A 14,463-nucleotide genomic window follows, 5' to 3' on the forward strand; every position below is an offset into this window, starting at 1 on the left:
TACCCTTTATAGCCTAGAATAAGCGCGATTTTTTAATGGATTGGTTTATTGATGACGATATGCATTGCAAGATTGCATTAATTCATCCATGACCCGCTTATCAGGAGATTTAATCATGCGTAATACCGCTATCAGCATGTTCATGCTGGCCTTTTTTTCTTTCGCCACAGAAGCTGCAACGAACATAACGATTGATCCTAAAAGCAATTGTTTGAGTACACCGTTTACTGACACCTTAACAGGCACCCCCGTAAAATTTACTTTAGATCAAGGGAGATATGTTTTTTCTCTCGTTTCTAATACCATGAATTGCATGGGCGCATCTAATAGTTGCATTATCGATAGCGTTATGTTGCAAGGTGGATTTAAAAATGCCCGCTGGGGCGTTTCTGTGACCAGCACTCCGACGGTTGTGGATACAACAACATCACCGTTTGTAGCCTATATCGTTGACGATAATTGTAATGATAATGCCGGTCAGGCCACGTTGTTGATACAAAAAGCAGAATAATTCAGCTCCGTTAATATAATTTCGGATATGGATTCGATTTTTAAATATAAAGCCAAATTTATAATTTTATATCCTAAGCAATTCGACATTCAGGGTGAAAATTAACGTTTGAACACCGTTCGTGTTGGTACGCTAGCGGTGTATCTGCTACAGAAAATTAGGCTGCCTCTTCTACTCATTATGTAATATTGAAAATATGCAGGCGCAGCCTATTCAACATTTTAGACAGAACACGTATCAAATCGCGACCAGTCCGCGTACGCCGTCTTGCTCCATTGTTTCTCCCCGCCCGCGCTGGACGATTTCCCCACGTGACATCACCAGATAGCTGTCTGCCAGTTCAGCGGCGAAGTCGTAAAACTGCTCGACCAGCAGAATCGCCATATCACCGCGCTGCGCCAGTTGGCGAATAACCGCGCCAATCTCTTTAATGACCGATGGCTGTATCCCTTCTGTCGGCTCATCCAAAATCAATAACTGTGGTTTGCAGGCCAGCGCGCGTCCAATCGCCAGCTGTTGCTGTTGCCCGCCGGACAAATCACCGCCGCGCCGCTGTTTCATTTCATCCAGCACCGGGAAAAGCTGGTAGATCTCATCTGGCACCTGTCGCGCCTGTTTGCCCGGAAAGCGTGATAGCCCCATCAGCAGATTCTCCTCTACCGTCAGGCGAGGAAAAATTTCCCGCCCCTGCGGCACGTAGGCGATGCCCGCCTGCACACGCTGATAAGGTTTACGCGTATTGATCGCTTCGCCCTGCCAGCGAATTGTGCCGGATTTTGCCGGGATCAAGCCCATCAGACATTTCAGCAGCGTGGTTTTCCCTACGCCGTTGCGCCCTAGCAGGCAGGTAATTTCGCCGGAGTTTACCTCAAAAGATAAGCCGCGCAGGATGTGGCTACCGCCGTAATATTGATTCAATTCTGAAATTTCTAACATGTTAGCGCCCCAGATAAACGTCAATAACCTGCTCGTTAGCCTGTACCTCGCGCAGCGATCCTTCTGCCAGTACCTGTCCCTGGTGCAGCACCGTAACGTGGTCAGCAATACTTTCGACAAAACCCATATCGTGTTCCACGACCATCAACGAGTGCTTACCTGCCAAACTGCGGAACAGTTCGGCGGTATAGGCGGTTTCTGCATCGGTCATCCCGGCTGCGGGTTCATCGAGCAACAGCAGATGTGGTTCTTGAACTAACAGCATGCCAATTTCTAAAAACTGCTTTTGCCCATGCGACAACAGCCCTGCGGGTCGCTGTCGTTCATGGCCGAGCCGCAACAGCGCCAGCGTGTCGTCAATCCGATCACGTTGTTCGCCGTTCAACCTGGCACGCAGGCTTGCCCACACCGATTTATCGGTTTTCAACGCGATTTCGAGGTTTTCGAACACCGTCAGTGCTTCAAATACCGTCGGTTTTTGGAATTTTCGCCCTATTCCCGCACGGGCAATGTCCACTGGCGATAGCATCGTCAGGTCAGTGAACTGATCGTAAAACACCTTACCGTTATCCGGTCGCGTTTTACCGGTAATCACATCCATCAGCGTAGTTTTCCCCGCGCCGTTAGGCCCGATGATGCAGCGCAGTTCCCCCACACCAATCTGCAATGAGAGATCGGTGAGCGCACGGAAACCGTCAAAACTGACGTTAATCTTGTCGAGTTGCAGCACCGGGTCGGTCTGGTGTCGATGGCGATCCGACGGGTGTCGCTGGGCAAACTGGGTCTGTGAAGAAACCGTAGGTACAGCCGCTGAGGGTACAAATACAGACTCAGTCATGTTTCTTCCTCCTCAACAATCCAATCACCCCACGCGGTAAAAATAGCGTGACGAGAATAAACATCAGCCCCAAGAAAAACAGCCAGTATTCGGGAAAGGCCACGGTAAACCAGCTTTTTGCTCCGTTGACGATCCCCGCGCCGAGCAGCGGGCCGATTAGCGTTCCGCGTCCACCCAAAGCAACCCAGATCGCCGCCTCGATGGAGTTAGTTGGTGACATTTCGCTAGGGTTGATGATGCCAACCTGCGGCACATACAGCGCCCCTGCCAGCCCGCATAGCACGGCGGAAAGCGTCCAGACAAACAGCTTAAAGCCTTTCGGATCGTAGCCGCAGAACATCAGGCGATTTTCCGCATCGCGCACCGCCGTCAACACACGGCCAAATTTGCTACGTGCCAGCGTAAACCCCACCAGCAGGCTGGCAGCGAGCAGCAGCACGGTGGCAACAAATAGCCCGATACGTGTACCCGTAGCCGTAATGGGGAAGCCCAGCAGCGTAGTAAAACCGGTAAATCCGTTGTTACCCCCAAAACCCGTTTCGTTACGGAAGAACAGCAGCATGCCGGCGTAGGTCAACGCCTGCGTCATGATTGAGAAATAGACGCCCTTGATTTTGGAGCGGAATGCGAACCAGCCGAATACAAACGCCAGCACACCCGGCACCAGCACAATCAGGCACAGCGCCCAGACGAAATACTGCGTGCCGGCCCAAAACCACGGTAGCTCCGTCCACGACAGGAATGACATAAATGCGGGCATCCCTTCGCCAGCGGCCTGTCGCATCAGGTACATGCCCATCGCGTAGCCGCCCAGTGCGAAAAACAGGCCGTGACCGAGCGACAGCAGCCCGGCGTAGCCCCACACCAGATCCAGCGCCACGGCGACAATCGCATAGCACAGAATTTTGCCGATTAGCGTCAGCGTATAAGTGGAGATCGCCAGCGGGTTCTCTGCGGGCAACAGCGCGAGAAACGGCAGGATCAGCAAAGCCAATAGTAGCGTCGAACCAAGGCCAAGCATGAGTCGCGGCGCGCGCTGCGTCAGGGTTATCGTCATCGGCTGCTTAATAGATTGCGTAATAGGTTGCGTCATCAGTCAATCACCCGTCCTTTGAAGGCAAACAGCCCCTGTGGCCGTTTCTGAATAAACAGCACGATCAGTACCAGAATGACGATTTTACCCAGCACCGCACCGATCTGCGGTTCCAGCACTTTGTTAAGGATACCGAGGCTGAACGCGGCAACCACTGTCCCGGCAAGCTGCCCGACGCCACCCAACACGACGACGAGGAAGGAATCAATGATGTAACCTTGTCCCAATTCCGGTCCGACGTTGCCCAATTGCGACAGTGCCACCCCACCAAGACCAGCAATGCCAGAGCCGAGGCCAAAAGCCAGCATATCGACGCGTCCGGTCGGCACGCCGCAGCAGTCTGCCATCGCCCGATTTTGCGTCACCGCCCGCACATTCATGCCAAGGCGGGTTTTATTGAGTAAGATCCAAGTGAGCAGCAGCACGCCGAGGACAAACAGAATTACCGCGATGCGGTTATACGGCAGCACCAGATTCGGCAATACACGCAGCCCGCCAGACAGCCACGCGGGGTTCGCCACTTCCAGATTCTGCGTACCGAACAGCATCCGCACCAGTTGGATCAGCATCAGGCTAATCCCCCAGGTCGCCAGCAGCGTTTCCAGTGGTCGGCCATAAAGATGGCGGATCACCGTGCGCTCCAGCGCCATCCCGACGCCAGCGGTAATGAAAAAAGCGACAGGCAGCGCCAGCAGCGGGTAATACGCCAGCCAACTGGGTGCAAACTGCTGGCACAGCGACTGCACCAGCCAGGTTGCGTATGCTCCCAGCATCAGCATTTCGCCGTGCGCCATGTTGATGACGCCCAGCAACCCGTAGGTGATTGCCAGCCCCAATGCCGCCAGCAGCAAAATAGAACCGAGCGACAGCCCAGTAAACGCCTGCCCCAGCAGATCGCCCACGATCAAACTTTGCTTAATCTGATCCAAACTCTCCTGCGCCGCCGCCCGCACGCCGGTATCGGATTCATTGGGTGCCTGCGTCAACGGCTGTAACAGCGCCTGCATTTGCGGATCGCCGGTCTGCCCTAATCGTTTGACGGCATCGAGACGCACCAACGGATCGGCGTCGATTAGCTGCCGAGTGGCAATCGCGATATTCAGCGCATCGTGCACCTGTGCGTCTTTTTCTACCTCAAGCCGTTGCACCAATAGCGGCAGTTGCTCCGCACTGCTGTCGCCCTGCAATTGCCGCACCGCATTCAGGCGAGTGGTCGCGTCATCACTGACTAACTGGTGCGAGGCCAGCGCGGTGGCAATCAGCACGCGCAGGCGGTTGTTCATAAACAGTTTTTTGGTCGCACCAACCGGTTCCGCACTCCCTTCCAGCGGCGTTAACGTACCCTGTACATCCATAAACGGCTGCTGATCCCGATCGAGCACCACCGATTCATTACGCAGTGCCTGTAGCAGCGGCAAGCGCGCAGGTTCCGGCGCTGTGGCCCATTGCTGCAACAGTTCGGCCTGCTGCGTGCGGCTGGCGGCGGCGAAATCGGCCGCAGGCCCAGCCTGTGCCAGACAGGGAAGCATCAGACACAGCGACAGCACAAACGTAGATAATTGACGATTAATCATCGCAATGTCCGCCATATAAGAGAGGAAATATCCCCGTCCAATCGTTGGACGGGGCGTATAGGGGCGATGTTTACTGTGCGGCTTTGATTGGATGATCGGGCTTCTTATCATTACCGGCGATGTACGGGCTCCAGGGCTGAGCGCGAACCGGTTTATCGGTTTGCCAGACCACGTTGAACTGACCGTTTTCCTCGATTTCGCCAATCATCACCGGCTTATGCAAATGGTGGTTGGTGCTATCCATCGTCAGCGTAAAGCCATCCGGTGCGGCAAAGGTTTGACCCGCCATTGCAACGCGTACTTTATCCACGTCCGTGGTGCCCGCTTTCTCTACCGCCTGTGCCCACATATGAATGCCGACATAGGTGGCTTCCATTGGATCGTTAGTCACCACCGTGGCCGCGTTCGGCAGGTTCTTCGCTTTGGCATAGGCTTTGTAGGCTTCCACGAAGTCGGCATTGGTTGGATTATCGACCGATTCAAAGTAGTTCCATGCTGCCAAATGACCGACCAGCGGTTTGGTATCGATACCGCGCAGTTCCTCTTCGCCTACCGAGAACGCGACAACAGGCACATCGGTCGCTTTGATGCCTTGATTCGCCAGTTCTTTATAGAACGGCACGTTGGAATCGCCGTTAATGGTAGAAACTACCGCCGTCTTACCGCCCGTCGAGAACTTCTTGATATTGGAAACGATGGTCTGATAATCGCTGTGGCCAAACGGTGTATAAACCTCCTCGATATCCTTGTCCTGAACGCCTTTGGAATGCAGGAACGCGCGCAATATTTTATTGGTGGTACGCGGATACACATAGTCTGTACCCAACAGGAAGAAACGCTTCGCCGCCCCGCCGTCTTCACTCATCAGGTATTCCACCGCAGGGATAGCCTGCTGATTGGGGGCTGCACCGGTATAGAACACGTTCGGCGACATCTCTTCACCCTCATACTGCACCGGGTAGAACAACAAACCGTTTAGCTCTTCAAATACCGGCAGCACCGATTTACGCGATACCGATGTCCAGCAGCCGAACACCACCGCCGCCTTATCCTGCGTCAGCAACTGACGCGCCTTTTCAGCAAACAGCGGCCAGTTTGATGCGGGATCGACCACTACCGGCTCCAGCTTTTTACCTAGCACCCCACCCTTGGCGTTGATTTCATCAATGGCCATCAGCGCCACATCCTTCAGTGGCGTTTCCGAAATCGCCATCGTGCCGGACAGCGAATGCATAATGCCGACTTTGATGGTCTCCGCCGCCTGCACGCTCCAGGTTAACCCCATACCCACCACCGTCGCGGAAAGCGCAAAAACTTTTAGCAATGAACGTCTTTTCATTTATTAGCCCTTAAGTCATGTTGAGTGAGAATGGAATCGTGTGATGCGTTAGATGCAACTGAGACCGATTCCGTTGGAACCGATTGAGGTCGCGCCTGCTGTAGCATGTGCAAAGTAATTTTCCTGACTTCGGCCTTACTGACCGCAATGTGATCGGTCAGAATGCGCTGTGCCTCCTCGGTGTGTTGTTGCAATATCACCAGCAAAATCTGGGCATGTTCTTTATAGGTGGCGTCGATGCGATCCTCACGGGTGAAGTCGAGGCGGCGAATGATGCGGATTTTCTCCGTCAATTCACCGTGAACACGCGCCATTTCGCTATTGCCCGCCGCCGCAACCAGCCCCCGGTGAAACGCTTCGTCATAACGGGATACGATCTTGCCGTCATCCAGACGCGGTTCTTCAATCCAGAAGCGTTTCAGGTCAGCCAGTAACTCTGCGCAACGACCTGGTGGCATCCCACACAGTCGCCGAATAGCTTCGCGTTCCAGCACAATGCGGAAGTCATACAGTTCTTCGAAATAGGCGAAATCAAACGGACGAACCTGCCAACCGCTGCGGAAATAGACTTCGACATAGCCTTCCCGCTCCAGCCAGAACAACGCCTGACGCACTGGCGTACGGCTGACCGACATCCGCTCGGCAATCTCATTTTCACTAAAGCGATCGCCCGGCATGAGTCGAAAATCGAAAATGTCGTTTTTCAGCGTTTGATATACCCGCTCTGCCAGTGCTTCCGGGCGATCTTTATTGCTTTTCTGTGTGCCTGTTCGCATCGTTTTCTCCATTTAGCCGTTTATTCCTGCCAATCCGTTATTCCAGCCACAGCAAGGCATCGCCGGGACTAACCGGTCGACCCGGCTGGCAGCCAATACGCTTCACCCGACCAGACTGCGGCGCACTAATCGTCAGTTCCATCTTCATGGCTTCGACGATAATCAGCGGCTGTCCGGCTTCGATGACATCCCCCACGTTCACCAACACTTTCCAGATATTGCCGTTCATATCTGCACTCACCTGAAACGCGTCTTCGTCGTTGTCTACGGATGCCGATGGTGTGTTCTCCAACGGCGAGCTGTCCTCCTCCTGCTGCCACAGCGCCACTTCGGCTTCAAATGCTGAAGCCTGACGCTGGCGAAACGCGGTGATGTCTTCAGCCTGTTCCGCCAGGAAACGTGTGTGTTCAGCAAAATCAAACTCGGTTTCCTCGATATGGATCGCCGCGCGTCCTTCGCGGAAATCCTCACGCAGCGTCGTCAGTTCGGCCTCGCTAACCGGATAAAACCGCACCTGATCGAAGAAGCGCAGCAGCCAGGGTTCATCGGCGATGAACTGATCATTTTTGAGGAACTTGTTCCAGATCGGCAGCGTGCGCCCTACGAGTTGATAGCCGCCCGGCGAATCCATGCCATAGATGCACATGTACATGCCGCCGATACCGACCGTGCCTTCGGCGGTGAAGGTGCGCGCAGGGTTATATTTGGAGCTGAGCAGACGGTGGCGTGGATCGACGGGCACCGCACAGGGTGCGCCAAGATAAACGTCGCCCAATCCCAGAATCAGGTAGCTGGCATCGAAAATGATGTCGCGCACATCATCACGACTCGGTAAGCCGTTAATGCGTTGAATAAAATCGACGTTATTCGGCAACCAGGGCGCGTTGGCGCGTACGGTTTCACGGTAGCGTTCCACCGCACCGAGCGTGGCGCCATCTTCAAACGCCATTGGCAAATGGACGATGCGCGACGGCACGGTCATCTGGCTGACATCGCCAAGCTGGCTTTCCAGATGCAGTAACACATCCAGCAGTGCACGCTGGCGGAGAATTCGGCTGTCATAACGCACCTGTAGCGAGCGCACACCAGGTGACAGTTCCTCTATTCCTACCGTCTCAGAAGCACGAATGGCAACCATCAGCAAATGAATACGCAGCCGCAGCGCTAGATCCAACACGTTCTCGCCGTATTCGATCAGAATGTAGTTATCGCCTGCCTGACGGTAAACGGCGGCTGGCGTGGTCGCCGTAGCCTGCACTGCCGCCAGTACCGTTGCAGAACCGTATGCCGTTGTCGCCAACGAGGGAACGTCAAATGCAGGCGCATGGGCTATGCCCAGCGTAGAAACACGGTCAGATTGCGCCTGTTCCAGCGCCAGCGCTTCCTCCGCGCTGATAGGATGAAAGCGGATACGATCGCCCGGTTTCACCTGACCGACTTTCCACAGTTCCGCTTTGGCAATCGTGACCGGGCAGACAAACCCGCCCAGGCTCGGCCCATCTCGCGTGAGGATCACCGGGAAATCGCCGGTAAAATTCACCGCGCCGATGGCGTATTCACAGTCGTGAACGTTGGAAGGATGTAACCCGGCCTCACCGCCGTTCGCCCGCGTCCAGCTTGGTTTTGGCCCCACCAGACGCACGCCAAGTCGGTTCGAGTTGTAGTGCACCTGCCATTCTGCTGCGAAAAATTCGTCGATCGCCGCGTGGGTAAAGAAATCCGGTGCACCATGCGGACCGTAGAGCACACCAATGCGCCAGTCGTTGCCATACTGCGGGATCAGCGCGGCATCCACGGCCTGCGGCGTGCTCACCGGGGCGGGCGTGGTGCAGGCGGGCAAATCGGGTTGAGAGATCGCCAACATATCCGCCACGCGCAGCGTTCTTCCTGCATGGCCGCCAAATTCTCCGAGTGCGAAAGTCGAGCGGCTACCGAGATATTGCGGTACATCAATGCCGTTGCGTACCGCCAGATAAGTGCGGCAGCCAGACTGCGCGCGCCCCAGCGTCAGCGTTTGTCCGGCCGTGACCGTAACGGGCTGCCAGTATGGCACCGCCACCCCATCCAACGTCGCCGGGCAGTCAGCCCCCGTCAGCGCAATTACCGCTGTACTGTGGAAACGCAGCGTCGGTCCTTGCAGCGTAAATTCCAGCCCTGCCGCAGCCTCATCGTTACCGACAATGCGGTTCGCCAGCCGGAAGGCAAAATCATCCATCGGACCGGATGGCGGCACGCCGATATCCCAATAACCGAGACGTCCGGGATAGTCTTGCACGCTGCTCCAGGTGCCGGGTTGGATCACTTCAATGACCGACGCAGACGGCATAAAGCTATCAAGCATCCGCGTCCACACGGTTCCGTTGCGGAACGCCTCGGTAGCGATAATCTGGCGCAGGTAATCGAGGTTGGTGGCAATACCGTGCAAACGCGTAACATTCAGCGCCAGCAGCATCTTCTCCAGCGCCAGTTCGCGGGTTTCCGCGTGAACGATCAACTTAGCGATCATCGGATCGTAATACGCCGACACCGCAGTACCGGTGCTTACCCAGCCGTCGACCCGCACGTCGCTGGGAAACGCGACTTCGGTCAGCACGCCGGGGCTGGGCTGGAAGTTTTTCAGCGGATCTTCCGCATAAATACGCACTTCAATCGCCGCGCCACGCGGGAGCTGTGCGAGCTGCACCCAATCCAGCGGTTCATCCGCCGCAACGCGCAACATGCATTCGACCAAATCCAGCCCGGTGACGCACTCGGTCACTGGATGTTCAACCTGTAAACGCGTGTTCACTTCGAGGAAAAAGAACGCATCACGCTCGGCATCGTAGATAAACTCCACCGTTCCCGCGCTGCGGTAGTTGACCAGTTCGCCTAGTTTTACTGCCGAAGCCAACAGCGCCGCGCGCGTAGCGTCCGGCAAATGCGGTGCGGGCGTTTCTTCAACCACTTTCTGGTTGCGCCGCTGCAATGAACAATCACGTTCGCCCAGCGCCACCACGCGGCCTTTGCCATCGCCAAAAATCTGTACTTCTACGTGACGCGCGCGATCGATGCAGCGTTCGAGAAAAACGCCAGCATCGCTGAAAAATTGCTCGCCCAACCGGCGCACGCTCTCCCACGCGGCTTGCAGCGCAGCGGCATCCGCACAGCGCGTCAGACCGATCCCTCCGCCACCGGCTGTACTTTTCAGCATCACCGGATAGCCGATCTCTTCTGCTGCGGTCAGCGCCTCCTCCAGCGAGGCCAGCAGCGGTGTTCCCGGCGTCATCGGTACACCAGCGGCGGCAGCCAATTCACGGGCGCGGTGCTTCAGGCCAAATTCACCAATTTGCTGCGCGGTTGGCCCGACAAACACAATGCCCGCGTTTTCACACGCGGCGGCAAACGGCAGGCTTTCAGAGAGAAAACCATAGCCCGGCCAGACCGCCTCAGCCCCCGTCTGTTGCGCGGCTGCAAGCACTTTATCGATACACAGATAGCTGTCGCTGGCCTTTTCCCCACCAATCGATACAGCAATATCGGCATCTTTCACATGCTGCGCGTTTTTATCCGCGTCGGAATAAATTGCCACGCTGGTAATACCCAAGCGCTTCAGCGTGCGTATCGCGCGGCAGGCAATTTCACCGCGGTTAGCGATCAGTACGGTTTTAAACATGAGACGCCTCCTGACGGGCAAGCCAGTTGCGCCAGCCGCCGAATGCCGTGATATCCACGGCGTCGCTCAGCGCGGCTGGTTCGCAAATAAAGCCTTTAACCTGTCGGCCATCCGCTAACGCCAGCGTGCCAATCCCCAACGGCGCTGGAATCTCTGCGACAAACTCACCAAAGCGCGCCAGTGGAATGTCCCACAGTTCGACGACGATCGCCGCGCCATCGGTGCTTTTCGCTAAACCGGGCTTGGCCGGTTGCGTATTTGCCAGCGCATAAAGACGATAGTTTTCCGCCGTGCGCGTCTCTTCTATTCGTACCGCATCGCGGTTAGTTAATTGATGGTTCAGAGGCATGCCCGTTAGATGTGCACCGACAACGGCGAGGCGAACGTGCAATGCGGAAGGCGGCAAGACAGCGGAAACGGAAGGCTGCGGTTTTCCCGTTGCGCCCAGCGTAAGCGCAAGATGCGCCTGCCAGCGCAGGCCAAAGCTTGCTAATGCACGGTCATGCCAGGCGGGTGCAATCAGCGTGATACCTGCGGGCAAGCCGTCAGCACGGAAAGGAGCAGGCAGCGCCAGCGCCGAGAGGTCGGCCAGATTGGTAAAGTTGGTATAGGTTCCCAACTGAGAGTTGTAGCGCACCGGCTCCTGCTTCATCGCCTCACGCGTGTGGATGGTCGGCGAGGTCGGCACAACTAACGCATCGAACGCGGTCAGCCTCTGCTGGATTTGGCGTGCCAGTTCAGCCCGCAGATATTCGGCTTTGAAAGTATCCACTGCACTGAAACGCTCGCCGCTCGCCACAATACCGAGCACCACCGGGTCCATGTTTTCTGGCTGACGTAGCAGGTCACCCACAGCCACCGTACGCTCCGCCACCCAAGGGCCTTGGTAAAGCTGTTCTGCTAACTGCGTGAACACACTGAAATCGATAGGATGCAGCGTCGCACCCGTCGCTTCTAATTCAGCCAGCGCGTGCTGCCATGCTGCCTGTGCGGTGGCATCGGCAAAAAAGGTCGGATCGCTGGGGATAGCAAAGCGCGGTGCGGTTGGCAGCGTGGCAGACGTACTCCCCGGATGACGGCGTGAATACGCATCTGCTGCATCGTACCCGCCAGCCAGCTCAGCGACGGTAAACGCATCTTCGACCGTTAACGCGAACACGGAGATGGTGTCATTCAAACGACAGGCTGGTACGATACCGCTTGCCGATAGCCACCCTTTGGTCGGCTTAAGACCAACGATATTGTTAAACCCTGCAGGAACCCGCCCCGATCCGGCGGTGTCGGTTCCCAACGAAAATGCCACCAGTCCACGTGCTAATACCGAAGCCGATCCTGAACTGGAGCCACCGCTGATATAGTCTGCATTGAAGGTGTTCGGCACCTCGCCAAACGGTGAGCGCGTACCGACTAGCCCAGTGGCAAACTGATCGAGATTGGTTTTGCCAATGACAATGGCCCCTGCCGCTTTTAATTTGGCAACGGCAGTCGCATCCTTGTCGGCCAAATAGGTGAATGCCGGACACGCCGCGCTCGTCGGCCAGCCTGCAACATCAATATTGTCTTTGACGGCAAAGGGAACGCCAAACAGCGGCAGCGCGTCTGGGTTTTCACGATATCGCGGTAATAGCGCCGCGATCTGCACCTCAAGCAGCTCAGGTGTCGCCAGCACGATCCACGCTGGATCGTCCGCCGACAGACTAGCAAGCAGTGAACTTAACGTCTTGCCAACGCTATCGGCCTGCTGTTGGTAATGCTGTTTCCATTCCTGAAGCGTGAGTCCCGTCATTCTTGGCATAGTGTGAATCCCATCTGGTATACAAGATTGAATTCACTAAAGCGAAAACCATGCCAGTTTTTATTCTATTGATTTATAAATAATTAAATGAATTAACTTCATTGGCGTGCACAGAAAAGGAACAACCGTGCGCCATTGCGGAGCACGGTTGTTATGGCTTAACTCGCGAAAAATACGCGACCGCTGCGTTTATCTCTGACGTGATTTATTCAATATCTCGAATTTCATCCGCCTGATAATCGAAGAAATCAAACGCAGCAGTATGCTGATGCAACACGCTGTCTACACAGGCGATCCCAACAAACGTCCCCGTAAACTCGCCATGTTGGCTGTATTCATCCGAAAACTTGATCGTTTCGTAAACATTCCCGACCGATTGATAATGTACATCGTCATACGACCAGGCGAAGGAAATCGACCGCCCTTCAATCGTCAGCCGTAAATACACCGCGTCGGCATTAAGCCGAGCACTGGCATGCCAGTCTTCCCGCTTCGCACCATTTTCCATGTGAATAACAGAAAGTGCCGCACACTGATTTTCTTCGTCATAGTGCTTTTGTAAATAGAGATAGTTCATGTTGTCGTAGTACAACACCAGTCCTGCACTATGCTGGAACACCTCTGGGGTAAAGCACATTTTGGTTTTCACTGTCGTATAGACAGAGGTTAATTTTCTGGCCAGTAAGCTGACGTTATTCGTGGAACTGAGCGATTCTTGCCCGCGTAAACAGACATGGCTGGCTCGGTTTGTCAGGTCGGTAAATGAATTAGGATGAATTCGCGGAGCGTAGTAATGCAGTGCGAGCGTATCATCATTAAAGTCGTCGCGCGCAGGCGTTACGAATGACGGCGATTCAGGCAAGGCGCTCGGTTCGACGACGGCTTTCGCCATGTTGTCATCCCCTTCCAACCGCATCCACCCCTCTGTCGTCCAGCACATTTTCTGTATTGCCGATTCGCGCCCTAAGGGGCAGCATAACTCTGGCCGAAAAGGCCGCGCGCAGAGATGGACCAAATACACCTCTCCTTCTGGCGTTTCGACATAGCTACCATGACCCGCCTTTTGTATTTTCACCTCTGGGTTAAAACACTCCGGCCGCAGATAGTCTTTCACGCCTAAAATCGAAAAGTCAGGCTTCTCATATTCCGCGTTATTCTTTTCAAATAGCGCCGGATTCACCGACGTGAGAATTGGGTTACCCGTATCGCTTTCATAAGGCCCCCAGACCTGTTCCGCTCGCGCCATCGTCACGCAATGCCCGTAGCCCGTCCCACCTTCCGCGCACATCAGATAATAGTAACGGCCCCGTTTTGTCAGATGCGGGCCTTCCGCGCCAATTCCCGTCATTCCCGCCCAGATTCGTTTCGGGTAGCCGATGACAGCCTGCGTTTCTGGCGAATATTCCACCAGAGAAATCGCGCCGTTGTAGCCATCGCGAGTTTCCCAATCGACAGCCACAATCCATTTCCGCCCGTCATCGTCATGCAAAATGGAGGCATCATAACCACCAGAATGCAAATAGACGGGCTCGCTCCAGGGACCCGTAATGTCCGGTGCTGTAATCAGATAATTGTCTACATCGAAATATCGGCCATGCATCGAGTTCATCACGCCGTAAATGACGTAAAAAAGCTGTTCTTCTTCGCACCAGGTGAGGCACGGAGCCCAAATGCCCTTTGCTGAAGGCAGTCGCGTTAAATCGACTTTCTTTTCATCATTTAAAACATGAGTATGCAACGTCCAGTTTTTTAAGTCGGTAGAATGGTAAATCGGTATTCCGGGAAACCATTCAAAAGAAGAAACAGCAACGTAATAATCATTATTACGGCGACAAATAGACGGATCGGGATTGAATCCTTTAAAAATGGGATTTTTGATCATAAAGCACTCCGTTATAATCTATTCTTAAATCACATAGCATCAGGTAGCATTATCTGCATAGCTAATA

The 14,463-nt window shown here is 54.8% G+C and carries 10 protein-coding genes; 1 reads left to right on the forward strand and 9 read right to left on the reverse strand.

Annotated elements, in window-relative coordinates; genetic code table 11:
• The first annotated feature begins 115 nt into the window (after positions 1–115).
• The gene (locus E2566_RS11210) at positions 116–511 is read left to right on the forward strand and encodes a hypothetical protein (RefSeq protein ID WP_107169576.1); all 396 of its coding nucleotides are present in this window, start codon (positions 116–118) and stop codon (positions 509–511) included.
• Between the two features lie 237 nt (positions 512–748).
• Here the strand turns inward: E2566_RS11210 and urtE are convergent, their stop codons facing one another.
• The 9 genes from urtE to E2566_RS11255 all read right to left on the reverse strand — a co-directional run bounded on the left by urtE (position 749) and on the right by E2566_RS11255 (position 14,396).
• Positions 749–1,447 carry an urea ABC transporter ATP-binding subunit UrtE gene (gene urtE, locus E2566_RS11215; RefSeq protein WP_107169577.1) on the reverse strand — a complete coding sequence of 233 codons (699 nt, stop codon included), beginning with the start codon at positions 1,445–1,447 and terminating at the stop codon, positions 749–751.
• A gap of 1 nt (position 1,448) precedes the next feature.
• Complete coding sequence (urtD, locus tag E2566_RS11220) at positions 1,449–2,285, reverse strand: urea ABC transporter ATP-binding protein UrtD (protein ID WP_107169578.1); 837 nt, start codon at positions 2,283–2,285, stop codon at positions 1,449–1,451.
• Positions 2,278–3,354, reverse strand: coding sequence for an urea ABC transporter permease subunit UrtC (urtC, locus tag E2566_RS11225; RefSeq protein WP_107169686.1), 1,077 nt, complete (start codon positions 3,352–3,354; stop codon positions 2,278–2,280). The genes urtD and urtC overlap by 8 nt, the downstream gene beginning before the upstream one ends.
• A 23-nt stretch (positions 3,355–3,377) precedes the next feature.
• A complete protein-coding gene (gene urtB, locus E2566_RS11230; protein ID WP_240618636.1) occupies positions 3,378–4,952 on the reverse strand; it encodes an urea ABC transporter permease subunit UrtB in 1,575 nt (524 codons plus the stop codon).
• 70 nt (positions 4,953–5,022) lie between these two features.
• Entirely contained in the window at positions 5,023–6,291 is a 1,269-nt protein-coding gene (urtA, locus tag E2566_RS11235) for an urea ABC transporter substrate-binding protein (RefSeq protein ID WP_107169580.1), read from the reverse strand.
• Positions 6,288–7,067, reverse strand: a complete 780-nt coding sequence (locus tag E2566_RS11240; protein WP_107169687.1) for a GntR family transcriptional regulator — start codon at positions 7,065–7,067, stop codon at positions 6,288–6,290. Before E2566_RS11240 ends, urtA begins: the two co-directional genes overlap by 4 nt.
• A 37-nt stretch (positions 7,068–7,104) precedes the next feature.
• Entirely contained in the window at positions 7,105–10,719 is a 3,615-nt protein-coding gene (gene uca, locus E2566_RS11245) for an urea carboxylase (RefSeq protein ID WP_107169581.1), read from the reverse strand.
• Complete coding sequence (gene atzF, locus E2566_RS11250) at positions 10,712–12,514, reverse strand: allophanate hydrolase (protein WP_107169582.1); 1,803 nt, start codon at positions 12,512–12,514, stop codon at positions 10,712–10,714. The genes uca and atzF overlap by 8 nt, the downstream gene beginning before the upstream one ends.
• A 205-nt stretch (positions 12,515–12,719) precedes the next feature.
• Positions 12,720–14,396 carry a glycoside hydrolase family 43 protein gene (locus E2566_RS11255; protein ID WP_107169583.1) on the reverse strand — a complete coding sequence of 559 codons (1,677 nt, stop codon included), beginning with the start codon at positions 14,394–14,396 and terminating at the stop codon, positions 12,720–12,722.
• Positions 14,397–14,463: the final 67 nt, after the last annotated feature.

It is taken from the genome of Pectobacterium punjabense (assembly GCF_012427845.1).
GTDB classification, from domain to species: domain Bacteria; phylum Pseudomonadota; class Gammaproteobacteria; order Enterobacterales; family Enterobacteriaceae; genus Pectobacterium; species Pectobacterium punjabense.